The organism is Arthrobacter sp. Y3221087 (assembly GCF_059089905.1).
The window spans coordinates 2,006,915-2,029,217 of sequence record NZ_JBNHFE010000001.1 but is presented as its reverse complement, the minus strand read 5'-3'; the positions used below and the strand labels follow the sequence as shown (position 1 = coordinate 2,029,217).

The 22,303-nt window shown below is 68.1% G+C and carries 16 protein-coding genes and 1 pseudogene; 8 read left to right on the top strand and 9 right to left on the bottom strand.

Going from position 1 to position 22,303, the window contains the following annotated elements; all coding sequences use genetic code 11:
• Positions 1-18 precede the first annotated feature (18 nt).
• From AC5RUO_RS09660 to AC5RUO_RS09650, 3 genes are all read left to right on the top strand, one after another.
• Positions 19-1,230: an ROK family protein gene (locus tag AC5RUO_RS09660; RefSeq protein WP_494009021.1), complete on the top strand. Its 1,212-nt coding sequence runs from the start codon at positions 19-21 to the stop codon at positions 1,228-1,230.
• Positions 1,231-1,322: 92 nt separating this feature from the next.
• A complete protein-coding gene (locus AC5RUO_RS09655) occupies positions 1,323-2,171 on the top strand; it encodes an alpha/beta fold hydrolase (RefSeq protein WP_494009022.1) in 849 nt (282 codons plus the stop codon).
• A 131-nt stretch (positions 2,172-2,302) separates the two neighbouring features.
• Positions 2,303-3,091, top strand: a complete 789-nt coding sequence (locus AC5RUO_RS09650) for an AfsR/SARP family transcriptional regulator (protein WP_494009023.1) — start codon at positions 2,303-2,305, stop codon at positions 3,089-3,091.
• 435 nt (positions 3,092-3,526) lie between these two features.
• Here AC5RUO_RS09650 and AC5RUO_RS09645 read toward each other — a convergent pair whose 3' ends face one another.
• A complete protein-coding gene (locus AC5RUO_RS09645) occupies positions 3,527-4,555 on the bottom strand; it encodes a M12 family metallopeptidase (RefSeq protein WP_494103349.1) in 1,029 nt (342 codons plus the stop codon).
• Between the two features lie 243 nt (positions 4,556-4,798).
• Between AC5RUO_RS09645 and AC5RUO_RS09640 the strand changes: the two genes are divergently transcribed.
• Positions 4,799-6,382 carry an esterase/lipase family protein gene (locus AC5RUO_RS09640; RefSeq protein WP_494009025.1) on the top strand — a complete coding sequence of 528 codons (1,584 nt, stop codon included), beginning with the start codon at positions 4,799-4,801 and terminating at the stop codon, positions 6,380-6,382.
• A gap of 11 nt (positions 6,383-6,393) precedes the next feature.
• Here the strand turns inward: AC5RUO_RS09640 and AC5RUO_RS09635 are convergent, their stop codons facing one another.
• Positions 6,394-7,221, bottom strand: coding sequence for a DNA/RNA non-specific endonuclease (locus AC5RUO_RS09635; RefSeq protein ID WP_494009026.1), 828 nt, complete (start codon positions 7,219-7,221; stop codon positions 6,394-6,396).
• Positions 7,222-7,355: 134 nt separating this feature from the next.
• Here AC5RUO_RS09635 and AC5RUO_RS09630 point away from each other — a divergent pair, with 134 nt between their 5' ends.
• Positions 7,356-7,988 carry a dihydrofolate reductase family protein gene (locus AC5RUO_RS09630; protein ID WP_494009027.1) on the top strand — a complete coding sequence of 211 codons (633 nt, stop codon included), beginning with the start codon at positions 7,356-7,358 and terminating at the stop codon, positions 7,986-7,988.
• 83 nt (positions 7,989-8,071) lie between these two features.
• Here AC5RUO_RS09630 and AC5RUO_RS09625 read toward each other — a convergent pair whose 3' ends face one another.
• Positions 8,072-8,473, bottom strand: coding sequence for a RidA family protein (locus tag AC5RUO_RS09625; protein ID WP_494009028.1), 402 nt, complete (start codon positions 8,471-8,473; stop codon positions 8,072-8,074).
• A gap of 120 nt (positions 8,474-8,593) precedes the next feature.
• Here AC5RUO_RS09625 and AC5RUO_RS09620 point away from each other — a divergent pair, with 120 nt between their 5' ends.
• Positions 8,594-9,982: a sigma 54-interacting transcriptional regulator gene (locus AC5RUO_RS09620; RefSeq protein ID WP_494009029.1), complete on the top strand. Its 1,389-nt coding sequence runs from the start codon at positions 8,594-8,596 to the stop codon at positions 9,980-9,982.
• A gap of 14 nt (positions 9,983-9,996) precedes the next feature.
• Positions 9,997-11,997 (top strand): vWA domain-containing protein, encoded by a 2,001-nt coding sequence (locus tag AC5RUO_RS09615; RefSeq protein WP_494103348.1) that lies wholly within the window; start codon positions 9,997-9,999, stop codon positions 11,995-11,997.
• A gap of 18 nt (positions 11,998-12,015) precedes the next feature.
• Here AC5RUO_RS09615 and AC5RUO_RS09610 read toward each other — a convergent pair whose 3' ends face one another.
• Complete coding sequence (locus AC5RUO_RS09610; protein ID WP_494103347.1) at positions 12,016-14,172, bottom strand: amylo-alpha-1,6-glucosidase; 2,157 nt, start codon at positions 14,170-14,172, stop codon at positions 12,016-12,018.
• 108 nt (positions 14,173-14,280) lie between these two features.
• On the opposite strand from AC5RUO_RS09610, the pseudogene AC5RUO_RS09605 reads away from it, so the two are divergent.
• Positions 14,281-14,810, top strand: a pseudogene (locus AC5RUO_RS09605) (dihydrofolate reductase family protein).
• A 13-nt stretch (positions 14,811-14,823) separates the two neighbouring features.
• Here AC5RUO_RS09605 and AC5RUO_RS09600 read toward each other — a convergent pair.
• Genes AC5RUO_RS09600 through AC5RUO_RS09580 form a run of 5 tightly spaced genes read right to left on the bottom strand, consistent with a single transcriptional unit; the run spans position 14,824 to position 22,098 of the window.
• Positions 14,824-16,008 (bottom strand): VWA domain-containing protein, encoded by a 1,185-nt coding sequence (locus tag AC5RUO_RS09600; RefSeq protein ID WP_494009032.1) that lies wholly within the window; start codon positions 16,006-16,008, stop codon positions 14,824-14,826.
• The gene (locus AC5RUO_RS09595) at positions 16,005-18,254 is read right to left on the bottom strand and encodes a DUF5682 family protein (protein WP_494103346.1); all 2,250 of its coding nucleotides are present in this window, start codon (positions 18,252-18,254) and stop codon (positions 16,005-16,007) included. The genes AC5RUO_RS09600 and AC5RUO_RS09595 overlap by 4 nt, the downstream gene beginning before the upstream one ends.
• 3 nt (positions 18,255-18,257) lie before the next feature.
• A complete protein-coding gene (locus AC5RUO_RS09590) occupies positions 18,258-19,364 on the bottom strand; it encodes an ATP-binding protein (protein WP_494009034.1) in 1,107 nt (368 codons plus the stop codon).
• Positions 19,361-20,803 (bottom strand): DUF5691 domain-containing protein, encoded by a 1,443-nt coding sequence (locus tag AC5RUO_RS09585; protein ID WP_494103345.1) that lies wholly within the window; start codon positions 20,801-20,803, stop codon positions 19,361-19,363. The genes AC5RUO_RS09590 and AC5RUO_RS09585 overlap by 4 nt, the downstream gene beginning before the upstream one ends.
• Positions 20,800-22,098: an SWIM zinc finger family protein gene (locus AC5RUO_RS09580; protein WP_494103344.1), complete on the bottom strand. Its 1,299-nt coding sequence runs from the start codon at positions 22,096-22,098 to the stop codon at positions 20,800-20,802. The genes AC5RUO_RS09585 and AC5RUO_RS09580 overlap by 4 nt, the downstream gene beginning before the upstream one ends.
• Positions 22,099-22,303: the final 205 nt, after the last annotated feature.

Genomic DNA, 22,303 nt, shown 5'->3' with positions numbered 1-22,303 from the left:
AAGGGATATCGTCAAGGGATGAACGCAACCACGGCGAACTCCACCCAACTGTTACGGCAGATCAACTCGGAGGCGGTGTTGCGCTTCGCCTTGCAGGAACAGGTGTTCACCGCGGGCGAGGCGATGGCTGAAACCGGGCTGACCCGCGCCACAGTGTTGGGAGTTTGTGACGGGCTGGTTGATGCGGGATGGCTGGAAGAGGTTGACGACGGCGGTGACGCCACCGGCCGCACGCTCAAAGGAAGGCCGGCGCGCCGCTACCGGCTGCGCGAAGCTGTCGGCGTGGTTGTGGGACTGGATGCCGGCGAGACGTCCTTCACAACCGTCGTCGCGGATTTGCGGGGACGTGAACTGGGCAGCCGCCGCGAGGGGCTTGATTCACACGTCCTGGGGCGCGCCGGCCGCTGCGCAAAAGCCCGGAAATTGATCGGACTGACACTTGCCGATGCCGGGCTCACCGGTGATGATGTGTTGCTCACGGTTGTCGGCGTACCCGCGCCGGTGGACGCCGGCGGCGCGTCCCCCGCGGAGGGGGAATTCTGGCAGCTGATGAACAGCGGATTCGCCTCGCACCTCCATGGCAGGGTCGTCGTCGATAATGACGCCAACCTCGCCGCCATCGCCGAACGGGCACAGGACCCCTCAGCCAACGTGGCCACCCTGTTGACAGGCGAACGGTTTGGCGCCGGCCTGATCGTCGATGGGCGCCTGCTGCGCGGACCGCGGGGCGGAGCCGGCGAGATGCGGTTCCTGGACGCGTTCACCGATGACAAGTTCCTCCCCGGCCAAGGCAGCACGGACGGGTTCGGGGCACTCGCACGGAAGTGGGCCCGTTCGGGCATCCACTCCTACGAGGGCCGGACAACGCTGCGGGCCATTCCCGAGGAGCAGATCAAGGCGGAGGACGTGTTCGAGGCAGCCCGTGAAGGGGATCCTCTGGGGAAGGACATCATCGCCCGGCTCGGCGCCCGGCTGGCGAAAATTGCGGTGGTTCTTTCCAGCCTCCTCGATATTGAGCGGGTGGTCATAGCCGGCGCGATCTCACGGGCCGTTGACCCCGTCCTGGAACACGCACGCAGCCTGCTCCCTGCCGATTCCGGTGCCCCGCTTCCGGATCTTGTGGCAAGCACGCTGGGAGCCGAAGCCGTTGTCCAAGGAGCGGTGGAGTCCGCACTGGCAAGGATCAGGCAGGAACCCAGCGCCTTCCTCCCGCGGGCGGCCGGGGTCTGACAGCAGGCCGACCGGCAGGCACTGGCCGGTGCACCTGCCCGGTGCCACCATTGAGCACACGGCTACACACCCGAGGCCAGAGGAGGCTCGTGATGATCAATAGGACAGCAGGCGCGCCCGAAACCGGATACGCGCCGGTCAACGGGCTTCAGATGTACTACGAGTTGCACGGCGACGGCGACGGCGGCGGCGTGCCGCTGTTGCTCCTGCATGGCGGGCTCTTCGACATTGAGCAGCAGTTCGGTGCGCTGATTCCCGGCCTGTCGGCCGGGCGCCGGGTGATTGCTACGGACTTCCAGGGGCACGGACGTACCAACGACATCGACCGCCCGCTCGATACTGCCTCCTTGGCCTCTGACGTCACCGGGCTTCTCGAGCACCTCGGTGTTGGGAACGTCGATGTCTTCGGATTCAGCATAGGAGGTGCGGTGGCGCTGGATCTCGCGGTCCACCGGCCGGAGCTGGTGCGCAAGCTCATCGTGTCCTCGGTATCTTTCCGTCCGGACGGCGACCGCGGCGGGAACGCAGAAGCGGTAGCGGTGATGACAGTGGACATGATCGCCGGAACCCCGATGGAGGAACGCTACCTCGCCGTGTCCCCGCATCCGGACCGGGAGCACCTGCAGGGCCTGCTGGACAAGCTTGGACGCTACGGCGCGGGCGAAACCGGCTGGAGCGACGACGAGATCCGCGGCATCGCCGCCCCCACGCTCTTCACCGTGGGCGACTGCGATATGGTCAGGCTCGACCATGCGGTGAAGTTCCTCCAGCTGCGCGGCGGAGACGTGAACGGCGACTTCGAGGGTGTGCCCGCCTCGCAGTTGGCGGTGTTTCCCGGCACGACGCACTTCTTCGGGCTCGCACGGACCAACCTGGTGCGCGACGTCGTCGTCACCTTCCTCGACGCACCCGCTGAAGCGTTGAATGACCCGCCAATGTAGGGCCCCGGAACCCCCTGAGAGGCTTCTCTCGCTAAGCAATTAGGGGGATTTGTCGATTGACTTTCCCTGTCAACATGAGGATGCTCAATCTTACAATTCACTGCAGCAACACCTGTTCCGATCGGGTAGCCATGGGCAACGATGACTATGGAATTTTTGAACTGGACCTCATGCGGTCCTGGCAGCTCCGCCAGGGCGGGGAAGTTGTTCACGTTGCTGCACGCCAGCAGCGGCTCATCGCGGCACTGGCGGTCCGCGGTCCCAGCCTTCGCACCTTCCTCGCCGGTATGCTGTGGCCCGAATATCCGGATGACAAGGCCCTCGAAAGCCTTCGGGTAACAGTTCATTTGGTCACACGGCAACTGCCCGGCTTGCTCGTCAAGGACGGAGCTTTATTGTCATTGGACGCCAGGGTTGTGGTGGACCTGCACAAGATCCGGGCTGTCCTGAAGGCAGCGGGCATCCCCGGCGGCGAAGTGCTTGCAGCGAACCTGCAGGAACTGCGCGACCTGGAATTCCTGCCCGGCTGGTATGAGGATTGGGTACTGTTCGAGCAAGGGCGGCTGCGGCACGACCAGCTCCGCGTCCTGACGCTCCTTGCCGACGGCTTTTCCAGCCGTGGTGATCATGGGGCGGCTGCGGAAGCCGCGGCCGCGGCACTCCATATCGAGCCGTTGTACGAGAGCGCAGTCCGGTTCCTGGTGGCGGCAGAACTTGCCCAGGGAAACCTCGCGTCCGCCCTGGTCGCGTACGAGAAGTACCACGACCAGCTGCTGCAGGATATGGGTGTAGAACCCTCCGGGGCGCTTAAGCACCTCATCAGCGAGGCCGTAAAGCCCCAGGCGCACGGGGCAAAGGACCAGCTAGTTCCCGCCTGGGGCAATGGTTTGGGACAACAGCCACTGCTGCACAACGTGTAGGACCCGGTCGGGGTCGGCGGCGGACACCGTTGTCTGGTCGCGGCCGTGGGCAGGACCGTACGTGATCCTTGCCCGGAATGCGGGGGACTGCCCGCCATGTTCATGCCAGGTGCGGATCACCAGGGTGCCGGCGTCTGAAACGTCATGCATTGCTTCCTGCCCGCCGGCAGGTTCTGCCCCCACGTCGTCCGATCGCATCGTCTCCCCACTCTCCGCCGGGACCAGCCCCGTTCAAGGTGACGGTTTGACTGCCCGCAACCCGTCCTGCCGGCTGCGGTGCTGCCTGGATTGGCAGGGCACTGAGCCGAACAGCTCCCATCCTGCCCCAGAAGAACCGGTAGCCCGCTGCCTTTAGCAAAGATTCGGACAAACTTGAGCAACACGCCGCCGCAATTGCCGGCGCACGAATTCGGGCCCGGCGGATGGAGAGTGGACTCACCAATACATCAGGGCCGTCTGCCCGGACTCACCTGCCCAGTAGAGCCTCACCCGCACTACGTAATGCCGTCCTTGGAAGAGCTTGGCCGAAACACGCGAGTTGCGGTCCTCGCCGCTGTCGTCATCGCCGGCGACAAAGCGAAGTTCGCCGTCGACGTTCTCGAACAGCACCAGTACGGTATCGGCTGTCCCGAAGGTGGCGATCTCGTAAGTCCGCGAGGCGGAGGGCTCCAGGGCGAAGTCGGCCTGCTCCGCGGGGCTCAGGGACAGCGGGACGGATTTGAACGGGTCGAGCAGGGGGAGTTCGGGTTTGATGGCAGGAAAGAACTTGAGCACCCATTCCTTGTCCGCTTCGGACAGCCCGCCCGGAGGATTCAGGCCTGCCTGGAACCTGGCAGGTTCCTTGATGAGTCCGGCGGGGAACCAGTATTCCATGACAGAATCCGGGTCCCACGAGGAACCTTCAACCTCGCCGGGGTCGATCTTCCGCAGCACATTGTGCAGCGTCTGCTCCGGCGGCCAGTGGTTCGGCGCTCCGCCGAAGTATTCGTAGACCCGCGGCTCGTCCCAGACGATGCCCGCGAACGGGTTCTGGTGCTCGTGCGGCATCCCCAGCGTGTGGCCTATCTCGTGCAACGCCGTTGTCCGGCCGTACTCGTCGGTGAGGTCCCAGCCGAAGTTCATGGTTGGTTCCGTGGCGTTGATTTCCAGGACGTCGCGCCCCACGTAGGACCAGGACCCGTCCCTTTGGTCAAAGGCGATCCTTACCTCGGCCTCGCTTTTGTCCGCCACTTCGGAAAACTCCAGGCCGATGCCCAGTGCTTTCCATTCCTGGAAGGCCTTCCGCACTGCCTCCTTTTGCGGGGCCGGTCCCTGGAAGAACCAGTAGTGGAGCACCGTGCCGTTCACCCATTTCCCCCGCAACCGGCGAATGAGGCGTTCCCTGCCGGGTGCGAGGTCGGGACGGAGCAGGGGACGGCTTTGCGGCCTGGTGTCGCAGTGCGGCCGGACAGTCTCTGTAGTCATGGTGTGCGCTCCTTTGCTGGCGGGCCGCGAATTGCCCGGATCAACCGCTGCTCCCGGCAACGGACACCGGGACGGTCTGCATCCAGTAGAGCGCGGCACCGTTACTGCCGCATTACTGCTCGCGGGATACCACCGGGGCACGCCCGTGCCGGTAACGCCGTCGTAACGGCGGACGTGCTCAAATGCCCGCAGGGACAATAGGCGCGGCGCCGCGGAAGCAAACCATCGGAAAGGGGACGGGACGTGGGCACTCCAGGTGGCGACGGCAGGCTGCCCATCATCTATGTCCGCGGGTTCGCCGGGAACGGAGGTGCCATCAACAGCGCGGTGGACGATCCGTTCTACGGCTTCAGCCAGGGATCAGTCCATGTCCGGTCGGACAGCAGCGGCAGGGCGCAGTTCCACCAGTTCGAATCGCCCATGCTGCGGCTCATCTCGGACCACAAATACGAGGTCCCGGTACACGGAGACCAGTGGGCGTTCCTGCAGGGGGTGGACACCAGGTCCGTCAATCCCGCCTCGGTATGGATCCACCGGTTCTACGACGACTCCGCGGACACCTTTGACCAGGACCCGGAAAGCTTCTCCTTTGAAACGGCCGCCCGGGACCTGTTCAAGCTCATCAAGCTGGTGCTCGACAGGACGGGGGCGCCCAAAGTTTTCCTGGTGGCGCACTCCATGGGCGGGCTGGTCTGCAGGTCTTTGCTGCAGCGTGTCATTCCGGAGGAGCTCGCGGAGACTGACGGAATGATTGATCCCGCGGCCGGCGCAAAGTACGTGGCCAGGGTCTTTACCTATGCCACACCGCATGGCGGCATCAACTTCGCAGTCGGATTCGGACTGCTGGAGCGGATCAGGGACGCCACCGGCATCCACGGCGCTGACATCTTCGGGCCGGACCGCATGTATGACTACCTCACTCCCGCGGCACGACGGCGGACACTGCGGCGCGAGAGCTTCAAAGGCACCGAAATGCCCGACGACGGGTTCCCGGTTTCCGAGCTCTTCTGCCTGGTCGGTTCCAACCCCGAGGACTACGACGTCGCCCTTGGACTGTCCTCCCGGGCTGTCGGTCCCCGCAGCGACGGGCTGGTCCAGATCGACAACGCCGCTGTCCGGGGCGCCCCCCTTGCCATTGTCCACCGCAGCCACAGCGGCCGGTACGGCATCGTCAACTCCGAAGAGGGCTACCAGAACCTCCAGCGGTTCCTCTTCGGGGACCTGAAAATCCAGATTGAGCTGGTGGGTTTCACCGTCGGCCGGGACGCGCCGGATGAAGTGGAGTTCCAGCTGGACGTCGGCGTGGCCATCCGCGGGCTGCCAGTGCTGGTCCATGAGCAAAGTGCCGCGCATTTCTGTCCGGTGCAGATCGAGCGCTGGAGGGAAGGCGATCCCATCGATTCACCTAAGCCGCTGCTCACCACGTTCCTTTCGTCCCAGGCGCCCCGGCCGCTGGTGGGCGGACGGGTGGTCCCCAGGCTGCGGCACGCGCTGAAGCTGCGGTTGCTGTCCATCGCCGAGAAGCAGGGCCGCCTGTTCTTCGACGACCACATGGAACAGACGGAGGACTGGCAGGACACGCTGGTGGTGGACATTGAACCACCGTCCGCCGGGCAACCACTGCCGAAGGCCTGGGCTGCATGGAACAGCACCATTCCCACCGCCCTGCGCGACTGGAACCCGGAGGAGAAGGACCGGCTGCTTGACCGCGACGGGACACCCAACAGGTGGAGCGGCCGCATTGACGTGCCTGAGGTGATGAAGCCGCTGCTCGGCGGGAAGGCCGGCCTGCAGATCAGCGTGACCCCGCGGGTGCTGCCCCTCTAGGCGGCCGGCTGTCACCAGCGGATGTCCGCAAGGGTTTCCAGCGGGGCCCGGTCATCGGCTGCCCGCAGTGACGTCCGGCCGTCATCACCGCGCAGCGGATCCGCGAAGCGCAGGGAGGTGCGTTCCTCCAGTTCGGAAATGCTGACCTGGAAGGCACGGAATTCGTTCAGGTCCAGGGCTTCGAGGGGATTCAGGTTCTGCGTCAGGAGGAACGCTGCGCTGCGGAACCCGCCCTCCTCCATGTAGGCGAGGATCTTCCAGTATTCGCGCGGCAGCGGTACGCCCCGGTACTCCCGGTCGTTGTCCCGGAAGACGGGGCCGCCGAACGCCGTGGCCTTGAGGTCCTGGACGTCGACGTCGGAAAAGACGGCCTCCTCCAGCCGTCCCCAGATGCCGTTCTTGCCGCTTTGGTTGAAGTCGTCCATTTGCGGTGCGATGTTGGTGAAGAAGAACGAATCGTCGTTTGCCTTCTTCGCCTCGGGCAGCGAACCCCAGAGCAGGTCCGCCCGGCGGGCGATGTGCCCGCGGTCCAGGCGGTTGCCGTTGTATAGCTCGTCGCCGTTTTGGAACTCCTCCGGAATCCGGGAGTCCTTGATAAACGCGCTGCCCTTCCGGCTCAACCTCTTGATGCTGCCGCCGTCGATATTCCAGGCGACCCAGCGGGCAAACCGCCGGGACTTGCTGACGGCCAGGGAGAAGTGGGTGTACGGGATGACGGCTGAACCGTTGAGTTGGACGGTGTCCTCCAGTAGCGTGGCATCGATGGAGGGCGGCTCGAGTTCGTTGCCAAGGAACCCTGGATCGTACCCGCGGCTTTGGACATCCTTCTGCTCACCCATGCCGCGGACTCTAGTTCCAGTGACGTTATCCGGACGTTACAGCGCTCGCCGGGACAGCGGGAGGGCCGTATGCTGAAGCCCGCCGGGCAAGCCCACAGGGAAAGGCGGCCGGGCCGCCACGAGAGGACAGGGCCATGACAACAGCGGCCGGCCGGGTGGTCTGCGACATCACCGTCACGGCGGACGGATATTCTGCCGGGCACAACCAAACGGAGCAGCGCCCCTTCGGTGATGACGGCAGCGACGGTTCGGGGGACCGGCTGCACGCATGGATGTTTGAAACTCCGGACGAGAACCGGGCGGAGATCGAACAGATCGGTGCCGCCAAGGCGTTCATCATGGGCCGCAACATGTTCGGTCCGGTGCGCGGCGGATGGGACCGGCAGTGGAATGGCTGGTGGGGCACCAACCCTCCGTTCCACGCCCCGGTTTACGTTCTCACCCACCATGCCCGCGATCCCCAGCCCATGGAGGGCGGCACCACGTTCCACTTCGTCACGGACGGAATCGAATCGGCGCTGGCGCAGGCGCGCGCGGCGGCCGGCGCCGGGAACGTCGCGGTCCAGGGCGGCGCCACCACCGTCAACCAGTACCTCGCAGCGGGGCTGATCGACGAACTGCGCCTGCACATCGTGCCGATGACTCTGGGTGCGGGCACAAGGCTGTTCGACGGCGTCCCGCCCCTGAAGCTGGAACAGTTGACATCCCGTGGGGCGAGCCAGGTCACCCACGTGACCTACCGGGTGTTGCCGGCACAACCGGGCTGACTCCGCAGCGCCGCCAGCGCAGCATCCAGGGGCATGTGCAGCGCCTGGCCGTAGCCGGGCAGGATGACCTTCTAAAACGCCTGCTACTGCATGACAGCAGCTACAGCGCTGATCTCGACCAGCGCGCCGGGCACGCCCAGCCCGCTGACGAACGCCGCCGTCACCAGGGCAGGTTCTGCCGACGCGAGCTGCGCGGCGATGGCGCCGTAGCCGGCAGCGATATCGGCACCTTCCACGAACAGCACCGTCCATTGCACGACGTCCGCAAGGGTGGCCCCGGCAGCGGCGAGCGCGGTCCGGGCGTTCTCAAGGGCCCGCTCCGACTGGGCGGCCACGTCACCCTCCCCAGTGAGGGCGCCGGCGGCATCGACGGCGTTCTGGCCGCCAACATAGATGGTGGTCGCACCAGGCGGCACGACGGCGACGTGACTGAACGCGGGACTTGAGACGAGGCCCTGGGGCCGGAGACGCTGGATGGATGCCATGGCTGTATGATCCCACCGCGCACCGCCGCTGGCGAGGCTGTTCCGCCAGGCCGGTGCGGGGACGGGATGGATTATGGGAGTTTGCTCGATCTCCGGCATGGCCGGGCTTACCGTAGAGGGGTGAGTGACCGTCCCGATATTTTCACTGTCGGCGAGCTGCGCGCAGCCGGCCATGTCCACAAGGACCTGCGGCATGAAATCCGTGACAACCTGCTCGCGGCGCTCGCCGCCGGCCGGGACCCATGGCCCGGGTTGTACGGGTTCAGCCGCACGGTCCTGCCCCAGCTGGAGCGGGCCCTGATTGCCGGACACGACGTTGTCCTGCTCGGCGAACGGGGACAGGGCAAGACGCGCCTGCTCCGCACCCTGGCCGGGCTGCTGGATGAGTGGTCGCCGGTCATCGAGGAGTCCGAACTCAACGAACATCCGTACCATCCCATTGCGGAGCAGTCCCGCGCCCGGGCGCTTACCGAGGGGGACCGGCTGCGGGTGGCATGGCGTCACCGTTCCGAACGCTACGTGGAGAAGCTGGCGACGCCGGACACCTCCGTCGCCGACCTCATCGGCGACGTCGACCCCATGCGCGTTGCCGAGGGCCGCCGGCTCGGGGACCCGGAGACCATCCACTACGGCTTGGTTCCGCGCTCCAACCGGGGCATCATCGCCATCAATGAACTGCCCGACCTTGCCGAGCGCATCCAGGTGGCCATGCTCAACGTGATGGAGGAACGCGACATCCAGATCCGCGGTTACGTGCTGCGCCTGCCCCTGGACGTGTTGGTGGTCGCCTCCGCCAACCCGGAGGACTACACAAACCGCGGCCGGATCATCACGCCGCTGAAGGACCGCTTCGGCGCCGAGATCCGCACCCATTACCCCATCGAGCTGGAGGACGAGGTGGCCGTCATCCGGCAGGAGGGCCGGCTGGTGGCCGACGTCCCGCCCGTCATCCTGGAGATCCTGGCCCGCTACACCCGGGCCCTGCGGCAGTCTCCGGCCATCAACCAGACGTCCGGAGTGTCCGCCCGGTTCGCCATCGCAGGTGCCGAGACGGTGGCCGCGGCCGCGCTGCGCCGTGCAAGCGTGCGCGGTGAGGAGCATGCAGTGGCCAGGATCATCGACCTGGAACCCGCAGCGGAGGTCCTCACCGGGAAGATCGAATTTGAGTCGGGCGAGGAAGGCCGGGAACAGGGCGTCCTGGACCATCTGCTCCGAACGGCAACAGCCGAAGCCGTGCGGGCCCATTTCCACGGCATCGACATGGGTCCGCTGGTGGCGGCCCTGGACGGCCACACCACCGTGACCACGGGAGACCAGGTCACCGCACGGGAATTCCTCCAGAACCTGCCCTCACTCAACGGATCCGGCCTCTACGACGAAATCAGCGGCCGCCTGGGGGCGGAGAACGACGGCCAGCGGGCTGCCGCCGTCGAACTCGCGCTGGAGGGGCTCTACCTTGCCCGCCGGATCTCCAAGGAGTCCGACGACGAAGCAACGGTCTACGGCTAGCCACAGGAGGCATCATGGTGCTGCACCACCGGTCCCGGTACGGCAGGTATGCCGGAGGACCGGACCCCCTTGCCCCGCCGGTGGACCTGTCCGAGGCACTGGAGGCGGTGGCCGAGGACGTCATGGCCGGCTACTCGCCCCGGCACGCCCTCCAGGAGTTCCTGCGCCGCGGCGGCCGGAACCGGGACGGGCTGGACGACCTCGCTGCCCGTGTCCAGCAGCGCCGGAAAGACCTGCTGGGCCGGCACCGGCTGGACGGCACCCTCAACGAGGTGCGCAAGCTGCTGGACACGGCCGTGCTGGAGGAGCGCAAGCAGCTCGCCCGGGACGCCATGATGGACAACACGGACCGTGCCTTCCGTGAAATGCAGTTGCAGAACCTCCCGGCCTCCACCGCGGCTGCCGTCAACGAACTGGCCTCCTACGACTGGCAGTCCGGTGCCGCAAGCGAAGCGTATGAACGGATCAAGGACCTGCTGGGCCGGGAAGTCCTGGACCAGCGCTTCGCAGGGATGAAGCAGGCGCTCGAGAACGCCACCGACGAGGACCGCGAGGCCGTGAACGGGATGCTGCGCGACCTCAACGGACTGCTGGACAAGCACCGCAGGGGTGAGGACACCGACGCCGACTTCCGGGAGTTCATGGCCCGGCACGGTTCCTTCTTTCCGGAGAATCCGCAGTCGGTCGAGGAGCTGATCGACGCCCTGGCGAAAAGGGCGGCAGCGGCCCAGCGGCTCCTGCAATCCATGTCACCCGAACAGCGTGAAGAGCTGATGCGGCTGTCCGCCCAGGCGTTCGGGTCGGCCGAACTGATGGCACAGCTCGACCAGCTCGATGCCAGCCTGCGGGCCCTCCGGCCGGGGGAGGACTGGCAGGGGACAGAGCGCTTTGAGGGCCAGGAAGGGCTCGGGCTGGGTGACGGCACAGGTGTGCTGCAGGATGTTGCCGAACTGGACAGCTTGGCCGAACAGCTCTCCCAGTCCTACAACGGTTCGCGGCTGGATGATCTGGACCTGGATGCCCTGGTCCGCCAGTTGGGGCAGGACGCCGCCGTGACCGCGCGGACCCTTGCGGAGATCGAGCGGGCGATGCACGACGGCGGCTACCTGCGCCGGGGTGCAGACGGGGACCTCCGGCTGTCCCCGCAGGCAATGCGCAGGCTGGGAAAGTCGCTGCTGCGGGACACAGCGAAGCAGCTGTCCGGCCGGCAGGGCCGTCGGGAAACGCGTGCCGCGGGCGCGTCCGGTGACCAGACCGGCTCCAGCAGGCAGTGGGAGTTCGGTGACGCCGGTCCGTGGGATGTCACCCGCACCATGACCAACGCCATCCGGCGCACGGTTGCCGAGGGCCGGGATCCGGGCCGGGGCTTCCGACTGGGGGTGGAGGACATCGAGGTGACGGAGACCGAGGCACGGACGCAGGCCGCCGTCGTCCTGCTGGTGGACGTGTCCTTCTCGATGGCGGCCGAGGGCCGCTGGGTGCCGATGAAGCGCACCGCACTAGCGCTGCACCACCTTGTCTCCACCCGGTTCCGCGGTGACCGGCTGCAGCTGGTGACGTTCGGCCGGTACGCGCAGTCCATGGATATAGCCCAGCTTACGGCCCTGCCTGCGTTGCGCGAGCAGGGTACCAACCTCCACCACGGCCTGCTGCTGGCCGGCCGGTTCTTCCGGCGGCACCCGTCCATGCAGCACGTGCTGCTGGTGGTGACCGACGGTGAGCCCACCGCGCACCTGCTGGCCGACGGCGATTCCTGGTTCAACTGGCCGCCGGACAGGGAGACCATCCGCGCCACGGTCACCGAACTCGACCGCCTGGGACGCGCCGGCGCGCAGGCGACGTTCTTCCGCCTCGGCGACGATCCGGGGCTCGAACGGTTCATCCAGCGCCTGGCACGCCGGATCGACGGCCGGGTGGTCGCACCCGACGTCGGCGGGCTGGGGGCCGCCGTGGTGGGCGAGTACCTCCGCGCCCACGTGCGCAGCTACTACGGCGGCTCCGACTGGGATCTTTAGATCCACACCTCGGCAGATCTACCCCTCGGTGCCCAGGCCCGCCTCCGCCAGGAGTTCGGTCAGCCAGGGCCGGTGCCCGCGCCGGAACTCGAGTCCCTCGGGCAGGCCCTGGACGGTGGGCTCGGAACCGACGATGTCGATGGTCATCCTGCCGCCGGCTATGGGCGCGTTGGTGATGTGCAGGTTGCCGTAGGACTCCGGCAGGACCGGGTCCATCCAGAAGCCGCCCTGGGACACGTGGGCGTCGTACCGCATAAGGCTGGTGATCAGCATGATCGGTGTGGTGGCCGCCCAGGCCTGGGGTGAGCAGGCTGTGGGGTACGGCACCGGCTCGGCAACCTGGTCGCGGCTGAATCCGCAAAAGAGTTCCGGCAGCCGGCCGTTGGAGAACTCCGCCGCTTCCAGCAGTGCCGTGGAAATCCGCTGGGCCTCCTCCACGAGGCCGTAGCGCATCAGGCCGGCCGCGATGATCGCGTTGTCGTGCGGCCAGACCGACCCGTTGTGGTAGCTGGCAGGGTTGTAGGCGCCCATGTCCGAGGCAAGGGTCCGGACGCCCCAGCCGCTGAACATCTCGGGGGACATCAGCCGTTCGGCTACCAGGGGGGCTTTGTCGTCGTCGATGATGCCATGCCACAGGCATTGCCCCATGTTCGATGCGCAGGCGTCCACGGGCCGTTTCCGGCCATCCAGGGCGACGGCGTAGTAGCCCCGCTCCGGAAGCCAGAACTCCTCGTTGAACTTCTTCTTCAGCCGTGCCGCTTCCCCGGTGAGCTGCGCCGCCAGGGCCGCGTCCCCGGCGTCGTACGCCATCCAGGCCCGGGACAGCAGCGCGGAGTAGACCAGCGCCTGGACTTCGCACAGGGCGATGGGCGGCTCGGCCATGGTGCCGTCCGCAAAGTTGATGCCGTCCCAGGAGTCCTTCCAGCCCTGGTTGATCAGTCCCTGGTCGTTGAGCCTGGCGTACTCGACGAACCCGTCGCCGTCCTTGTCCCCAAAATTCCTGATCCAGTCCAGCGCCCGGTCCGCGTTGGGCAGGAGCGAGGCGATGGTGTCTTTCGCGAAGCCCCACCGGCTGACGGAGCCGAGCGCCATCAGGAACTGGGGTGTGGCATCGACGCTGCCGTAGTAGACCGACTTGCCGCCCAGGGCCAGCCCGCTGGAAACGCCCAGCCTGACTTCATGCAGGATCTTCCCGGGCTCCTCCTCGCTCATTGGATCCACCACTTGGCCCTGGCGGTCTGCCAGCGTCTGCAGCGTGCCAAGAGCAAGGGACGGGTCCACCGCAAGGGCCATTTCCGAGGCCCACAGGGAGTCCCGCCCGAACAGCGTCATGAACCAGGGGGCGCCTGCCGCCACGACGATCCGTTCCGGATGCGCGGGGTCCTCGATCCGCAGGGCACCCAAGTCGTCATAACTGCGCCGCAGGGTCCGTTCGATGGAGCGGTTCGTCATATGGAGCCGGGGGATCTTGGCCACCCATTCCTGGCGCCGGCGGTCGCTCGGCGACATCCCATGCGCGGCCGGGCGGACGGGCGGTGCCGCGGGTGCACCGTCGTCCCCGGCCGGGGCGACACTGAGCAGTGTGCTCCACTGGCCGCGCGCCGGAACCGCCGCCGTGAACGTGAGGGCCCTGGCAGTGGCGGTGGCACCGTGTCCGCTGATGAGAACCGTTTTCCGGACATCGTTCCACGAGGAGCTGACTGTCAGGCGGTCGCCCTCCGTGGTGCGGGATTCCTCCCAGCGGCGCTGGACGCGCGCCTCCTTGACCTCGAAAAGGTCGGCGAAGTCCGACTCCACCTCAATGGACACGCTGCATTCCGCCGGGTCGGATGAGTAGTTCCTGATGGTGATTTCCTCGACGATCCCGGCGGCCACCTCCCGGAGTCGCTCCACGATCAGGGGGCTGTCCGCGTAGCCGTCAGACCGGGGGACGCGGCCGATGAAGAGGGCGCGGTAGGGTTCCTTCGTCTCGGCCGTCAGCGGCTCGAGTGACTGACCGTTCACGGTCAGGTTCCAGCGCGACAGGATGCGGGTGTCCTCATGGAAGGTGCCGTGGGGATGCTCGGGGTGGATATCCCCGTTGGCGGACGAGATACAAAACGATGAACCCTCAACCAGGGTGATGGTTCCTGCCCCCACAGGCCCGGCAGCTGTGTCCGCATTCCATCCGGCCATGGGATGACGCTACGCCTCGCACGCCCCGGATAAAAGGGGTTAGCTCTTGAACCTCCACCGGGCCGGGCATAACCTGCCTCTGCCGAGGGGTGGCCCGGCTGGTGGGGGTTGGAGGGGCCGGAGTACCTCGCGTGGCTGGACCAGGAAGCGGAGCAGAACTACACCTTCCTCCTGGGAGCCAACACCTACCGGCTGATGTCGGGCATGCCGGGGGAGGCTGCGGCCGGCGGCTCCGATTTTTCCGCGGAGGAAGGTGCCTCGCTGGCCGGGCTTGCCGCGGTGCCCAAAGTGGTCTTTCTTCCACGCTGCAGGAGCCGCTCAGCTGGCCGAACTCGGAACTGGTCCGGGGGTACGCGGTTGAGGCGGTCCGGGCAATGAAGCAGTCGGGAAACCGGCCGCTGAGCACGCTGGGCAGCCTCAGCCTCTGCCGGTCGCTGCTGGCGGCGGGCCTGGTGGACCGTTTCCGGCTGGTGGTCTTCCCGGTGATCACCGGGCGTACCGGGCGGGAACGCATCTATGACGGCTATCCCGACGTCGCGCTCCAGCTGGTGCAGAGCAGGACCTTCGACGGCCGGCTCCAGCTACTCGAATACGTTCCCACCGTGCTGGACGGCCCGCCGGGCGCCAGCCGGACGTGACAAGGACCGGCGCTCATTCCGCATGGCTGGTGGGGATGTCGTGGAAGGCTGCCCATTCGCTGACATCCCGGCGTTCGATCGCGGCGGCCATCAGCTCGGGGAAGAGATCGGGCGTGCAGGCAAACGCGGGGACACCTATGCCGGCGAGCGCAGCGGCATGGCCGGCGTCGAAGGTCGGATGCCCGTTGTCGCTCAGTGCCAGCAGGGCGATCATTGTGGCCCCCGAACCCACGATCGAGGCTGCCCGCCGCAGCATCTCCTCGGCTATCCCGCCTTCGTAGAGGTCGCTGATCAGCACCAGGATGGTTTCGTCCGGGCGGGAAATCTGGCCCTGGCAGTAGGCCAATGCCCGGTTGATGTCCGTGCCGCCTCCCAGCTGGACGCCGAACAGGAGATCCACGGGATCATGCAGCACGTCCGTCAGGTCGACCACCTCGGTGTCGAACACCACCATCCGGGTGCGGACGGACCGGAGGGAGCTGAGGACGGCCCCGAAGACGCTGGAATACACCACCGACTCCGCCATCGATCCCGACTGGTCAATACAGAGGATGATTTCCCGCTGGATCTCGGTACTCCGCCGCGCGTGGCCCACCAGGCGCTCGGGCACCACCGTGCGGTACGCCGGCTGGTAGTTCTTGAGGTTCGCGGCGATGGTCCGGTTCCAGTCGATGTCCCGGTGCCGCGGCCGCCGGGTGCGGGCGGCCCGGTTCAGCGCCCCGGTGACCGCCTGGACCGTCCGCGCCCGCAGCCGTTCCTCGAGCTGCGCGGTTACCTGGCGCACCACCGCCCGGGCGCTCTCGCGTGAGTGTTCCGGGATGACCCTCCCCAGCCCGAGCAGGGTGCTGACGAGTCCGACGTCGGGCTGCACGGTGCGCAGCATCTCCGGTTCGAGCAGCAACTGCCGCAGGCCCAGCCGGTCCATGGCATCGGCCTGCATCACCTGGACCACCGAGGACGGGAAATAGCCGCGGATGTCCCCGAGCCACCGTGCCACACGGGGGCTGGACGCGCCCATGCCTCCACGGCCGTTCCGTTCCGTGTCGTACAGCTGTTCGAGTGCCTGGTCGCGGCGGGCATCGTCGGCGGAAAGACCCACGGCGCTGCCATCGGCGGTTGTTACCCCGTCCGCCTCATGCCCGCCAAGCACCAGGCGCCAGCGGCCAAGCCGGTCACGTGCGGGTTCTCCAGCCGTCATCCTGTTGTCTCCCATCCCAGGTACCGCGCCATTGTCCGGAGGGCCGGGGCAGCCGCCGCAAAATCCGGCCCGTCGGGTGCGGCAGCGGCCTGGCTGCCGCCTGTCCGGCTGACCTGTTCGCCAATTTCGCGCCGCTCCGGCCTGCTGAACGCCGAAAAGGTCCTGCGCAGGAGCGGCAGGACGTCGTCGAACACCTCCTCGTCCACCCCGCTGATCCAGCCGTCGACGATCGCGAAGAGCCGCGGGTCGTACACCAGGAGGGACGCATCGCCGGAGAGCAGGCCGTCCAGCCATGCGGCGGCAGCGGGCGCCGGGGTGGCCAGCGAAAGGCGCCGGCTCAGGCTGTCCGCCACATGGGCGGCGTCGAGCAGCCCTGCGTCCAGGAGAAGCCGCGTGGCGCGCCCGGCCACCGCGCCATGGATGCGGTCTGAACCCGCCACGGCGGACAGCGCCTGCCGCCAGTCATCGCGCGGCAGGTCGGGCAGGAGCGACAGGCCATCATTGGCTGCATCGATGGCGTGGCGCATGGCCGCGGCGGCTTCATCATCCAGGCCGGCGCAGGCGGTGGCCAGGCCCACGCAGGCCCGCACCACCGTGGCATCGAGGATCTTCCGGACGCCGCTGACGTCCACGCCACGGACGTTGCCGTACCGGCATGTGCGCGCCAGCGGCCCCACCGTTTCGAGCAGCGGTGCGACGTCCTGCTGGCGGGCAGTGCGCTCGGCGAGCGCCGAAACTACGGTTGCGACCCCGTCGGGGAGATCGGCCAGCAGGCACCGCGACAGCAGTTCACTGAGGTCCGCAAGGCTGTCCGCGTGTGCCGCCTGCTCCGCGGCGGCTGCAGCAGCGGCTGCGGCTACGGTGGTGCCGTGCAGGCTGGCTTCCACCACTGCCACGCTCAGTTCCGGCTTCCAGCAGAGCGTCCACGCCTCCTTGAAGGTGCCGGTGGTGCGCCCGGCTTCCGCGGGGACCCCCCAGTCCACGCCCAGCAGCTGCAGCCGTTGCAGCAGCACGGACCGGGCCAGCTGGTTCGGCTTGCGGAGGTCCAGGACGAGGATTTCCTCAGTGGCGGCCGGCTTCCAGCGCAGGCGGCGCTGGGACGCAGTGAGGTCTGCAGCCAGCGGAAGGGTCGGCACGGTATCCGGCACACTTCCGAGCTTCTGTCCCACCGTGAGCTCGCGGTGCACGATGGACAGTGGCTCCGGCGAGCCGTCGCACAGCACGGCCTGAGCGGCGTCGTCGAGTTCGGCCAGACCGGGGCTGGGCCGGCCCCGCACGGCGGCCAGGGCAGTGGCAAGCCGGCTTGCCTCCACCACCGAAGCGGTGGAGGCGCCAAGGTTTTCCCGGCGCAGGGCGTGGGCCACCCGAACGAGCCACGTGGTGGCCACGTCGGTGCCCCCGTCCCGGACCATCCAGTGGTTGAAAAGGTGCTGGTACCAGCCGGGGGCCGTGACCCCGGCACCGTATCCGCTGCGGAAGCTCAGGCGGTCCGAGGTCCACGGCACCCATGTGGCAGTGACCTTGGCCCTGGGCAATCCGGACAGGAGCTTGTTGTCTGCCGTGGCCGGAGGGAAGTTGTCCGGCACCAGCGCGGGCGCGTGGTAGGCGCCGCACACCACCGCCACGCTTTGATGCCCCTCGCGGATAGCGGCGCGCATCACCCGCCGCATGGCGGCCTCGCGCAGGCTGTTCTCCACCACATCCGGATGCCCCTCGGGCCTTGGATCCCCGGCGCGGATCTCCGCAATGGCATCAGTGATGGCAAGGAACCGGTCAAGGGGTCCGCCGTTTCGGTGCTCAACCGCGTCTTCCCACCACCGTTCGGCATCGCTGTAGCCGGCTGCCTCAGCCAGCATCGCGATCGCGTCCGGCCGGTACGAGCCGTCGGAGCCGCCCGGAGGGCCCTCGGGCACATCCGCGATGCGGCGCGCGAACGTGATGGCCGCCGGGAGGTCCATGGCCCGGACCTGGGCCCCGGTGGACAGGGCCCAGCGGATGGCCACCCATTCCGGGGAGAAGCCGGCCAGCGGGTAGAAGGACGCCAGCCGGGGCTCGTCCTGGGCGTAGATCAGCCCGGCTACGGGCGGCACCATGTCAGGGTCGGCGAGCAGGGGAAGGACCTGGTCAAGTTCCGGGGGACCCTCCACCATGACCAGGCCGGGCCGTAGCTCGGCCAGGGCCTCGGCGACGGACCGGGCGGATCCCGGACCGTGGTGCCGGATTCCCAAGACGTGGACGTCTGTCATCGGCTAGTTGGAGGAATCGAGGTCGCGGCAGGCCCGGTAAAGGTCCTTCCAGTCGGGGCGGTTGCGGACCACTGTTTCCAGGTACTCCTGCCAGATGACCCGGTCCTGCACCGGATCCTTGATCACGGCACCTACCAGGCTTGCAGCCACGTCCCCGGCCCGGACGGTGCCGTCACCGAAATGGGCAGCCAGGGACAGGCCGTTCGTCATCACAGAGATGGCTTCCGCCGTGGACAGGGTGGCCGACGGCGACTTGATGGTGGTTCGCTGGTCCTGCGTCACGCCGGCCCGGAGCTCCCGCATCACCGTAACCACCCTCCGGATCTCCGAGAGCTCCGCGAGGTCCGCCGGCAGGTCAAGCGCACTGCCCAGGGCACGGACCCGTGCGGTGACGATTTCCACCTCCTGGTCGATGGTGTCGGGAAGCGGAAGCACCACCGTGTTGAACCGCCGGCGCAACGCGGAGGACAGGTCGTTGACGCCCTTGTCCCGGTTGTTGGCCGTTGCAATGATGTTGAAGCCCTTTCGCGCCTGCACTTCGGCGTCCAGCTCGGGAATGGGAAGCGTCTTCTCGCTGAGAATCGTGATCAATGAATCCTGCACGTCCGAGGGAATCCTGGTCAGCTCCTCGACCCGGACCAGGCTTCCGGACTCCATGCCCCGCATCACGGGCCCGGGGACAAGGGCCTCGCGTGACGGGCCGTCGGCGAGCAGCCGCGCATAGTTCCAGCCGTAGCGCAGTGCTTCCTCCGGCGTCCCGGCGGTTCCCTGCACCACCAGGGTGGAGGAGCCGGAGATTGCCGCGGAGAGGTGCTCGCCCAGCCAGGTCTTCGCCGTGCCCGGCACGCCCAGCAACAGCAGTGCCCGGTCGGTGGCCAGGGACGCCACCGCGATCTCCACCAGCCGGGACGAACCGAGGTACTTGGGCGTGATCTCCACCCCGTTGGGCAGGGTGCCGCCAAGGATGTACGTGGTGACGGCCCAGGGGGAGAGCCGCCAGCTGGGCGGGCGGGGCCGGTCGTCGGCGGCGGCCAGTGCCTGCAGTTCCCTGGCGTAGGCGTCCTCGGCATGGGCGCGGACAATGTCGGCGGGTGCCTGGGCATCGGTCATGGAAAAGCCTCCGTCAGTGATTGTCGGAATGAAAGGTACTGGACGGCGTCCCGCAGGACACGCCGCCGCGAACCGTCGTCGTCGGGACGCGCGAGCAGGCGCCGGCACTCGTCGGCGGCCTCCGGCGGAAGCGCACCGGGCAGGATGGAAGCCAGCATGCCCGCCATGTAACCGTTCTCCTTGCGGGCGATGACCTCAAGGACAGCTCCGGCGAGCGGCGCACCCCAGGGCGTTGGAAGGTCGCGGAGCAGCTGAACCAGCGCCACCGGCTGGATGCCGCCGGACCGCAGGTGCTGCAGCAGCCACCGCTCGCGTTCTTCAGGGGGCAGGCAGGACAGGAGCCGCGGGTCTGTGCGGACACCCAGCAGGGCCCGTGCCCACTCCGGCTCGTCCCTGAGGACCGCGGTGGCGCTGATCGCACCGATAATGCGGGGTTCCGCGTCCAGCAGGGCGAGCGTGCCTGCCGGGTCCCGGCCTGCCGCCGTCGTCCATACCGCCAAGGGTGCGCCGCGGATGATCGCATCCAGCCAACGGAACCGGTCCGGGTCCCCAGTGGCTGGCGCCGGGGGCAGCCCGTCCCGTAGGGCGGCAGCGTCGGGATCGGGCGGCAGGTCGACCTCCAGCCGCTTGCGGAGCATGCCGCGGGTGCCCAGCAGGGGGCGGAGGCGGGCGGCCATGCGGGTTGCCCGGGCGCTGTCCGGAAGCCGGTCGAGGAGCCCGGCCGCAACCTCCCGCACGCTTTTTGCTTTGTCATCCAGCGCCCGTTCCAGCAGGGGCTCGTCAGCCGCGGAGAGGTTCGTCGAAAGCAGCGCCAGGAGGGTGGCGCGGTCGCGGGCGCCAAGGCCGTCCCAGTCCGCGGCCAGCTTGCCGGCTGCGGCAGCCGGGTCGGTGCTCCGCAGCCGTTCCAGGTTGGCGGCGGTACCGGCTTCCTCCGCCACCGGCCTAGTGCCGGGCAAGGGGGCCGTGCGTCCTGGCCGCAGGACGTCCTGAAGCCAGCGGCCGCGCGTCCCGATGGCCGGGTGGAGCCGTTCTGCGACGCGCGGCTGCGAGTCCGCCAGCGAGAACAAGGAAGGCAACAGCGGGTGCGGCACCCGACGGCCTGCGCGTTCCGCGAGCTGAAGCCAGTCAGCCACCAGGCGGGTCCGCAACTCAGCCCCGACCGGGGGCTGGTTAAGGAGCAGTTCCAAAAGCCTGGCGGCTTCACCGTCGGCTGCCGGGGCGTCATCAGGCGGCGCCGCCGGCAGGTGGCCGTCCGGAACCTGCCCGGCGGTCCGCGCCGCACGCATTGCCACATCCGCCAGGGCCGCCTGCTCAAGCAGCGATTCCTCGGCAGAGAGGCCGACGGGAGCGTCGAGGTTTAGTTGGGCCGGCGGCGCAGGGGCCGGGTGGCGGCCCGTGCCCACGAGCGCAGAGGCGCGGAGTTCCGCCAGCCACCTCATGCGGCCACCACAGACCCGCCAACAACAACCGACAGGGGACGCAGGCGGCCGTCCTCCAGTTCCCCGAAAAGTTCGACGGCGTGCCCGCCTGTCAGCGCAAGCAGGTAGTCGAGGCGGGCGTCAACCAGTGGCAGTCCCTGGCCGGACCCGTCCTGCACCCACCCGTGGTCCACGGGGCAGATCCGGACGCCGGAAAGCAGTACCGGATGCCGGTCCCGCCAGGGGGAGGCCGCGACGGCGCCCGACTCCGCTTCCAGGGCCTGCTGGATGCTGCAGCCCGGACCGAGCCCTCCGGCCGCACCCCGGGGCGCGGCCGGAGCGTTGAACAGGGCACGCCGGGGTGCGGTGCCGGGATAGCGTGCGACGGTTCCGTCCAGCATGGCCCCTGCCAGTTGCGGCATGGCAAACGCCTCACCCCGGGCGGCGAAGTCGAGGAGCACCACCACTGTTCCGTCCGGGCCGCGCAGCCAGGTGCGCTGCTGCTGGAGGCGGCCGTCGTCGCTCCGGTGGGCGCCCAGCACCAGCCAGGGTCCGGGCAGCGCCTCGGACCCCTGCACCTCAGCGGAGGGCGTAGGCCATCCCACTGCTGCGCGAAGGTCAGCCAGTTCTGAGGGCCCAAGCCGGTCCCGCTGCCGCCAGGCCTTGGTGAGGGCCCACCAGCGGCCCGCATGGAGCAACAGGTGGTCGGCCCAGTCGGCGCGGGCATGGACGTCCGATCCCATGGCACGCACCTGGTCGGCCAGGCCGGGAAGCTGTGCATCAACCAGCCGGGCCGCCACCCCGTCCCACCAGGAGTACGGCTGGTTGCGTGCCGGGGCGAGCCCTGTCCGCGCCAGGTCTGCCAGCCAGCGGGCAAAGTCGTCAATACCGGTGTCCATCAGCGCCATCCGGTCTGCCAGTCGCCTGGCCTGCGCCGCCGGATCCGCAGGCTCAGCACCCTGGCGCTGGTTGCGGGCAACGGAGAGACCGGTCCGTTTGGCTGCCCATTCCTGGGCAAAGCCGGCGGCCTCACTGCCGGCCGCGGCGGCCTCGCCCCGGGCCCACAGGAGCAGCAGGGCGAGGGCATGCTTGCAGGGGAACTTCCTGCTCGGGCAGGTGCAGCGGTATGCGGGCGCCGTGGTGTCCACGCTTACCTGGTACGGGGTCTTTCCGCTTCCCTGGCACTTTCCCCAGACCAGGTCCTCGTTGCTGCCGGTATCGGACCAGGGTCCCGGATGGGCCAGCCTGCGCGCGGCCGCGAGGGAGGCGTCGTCGGGCGCGGCGCTGACAACCCGGTCCTCGCTCCAACGCCCCATGAACCACATTGTGCCTGATGCGGGACGGTTCCGGCACAGCTGCGGCGAACCGGATTCAGTGTGTCTCTTTCCGCAGGTCAGGGAGCATTGACAGGGCCTGTTGCCAAGAGCACGCTGGAAGCGCAGTCGATGGGGTGCGCGGGCCGCGGCGTCCACGACGCGCAGCCCGTGCCACGTCCCGCTACCCGGATCCCCTCGCCGGTTT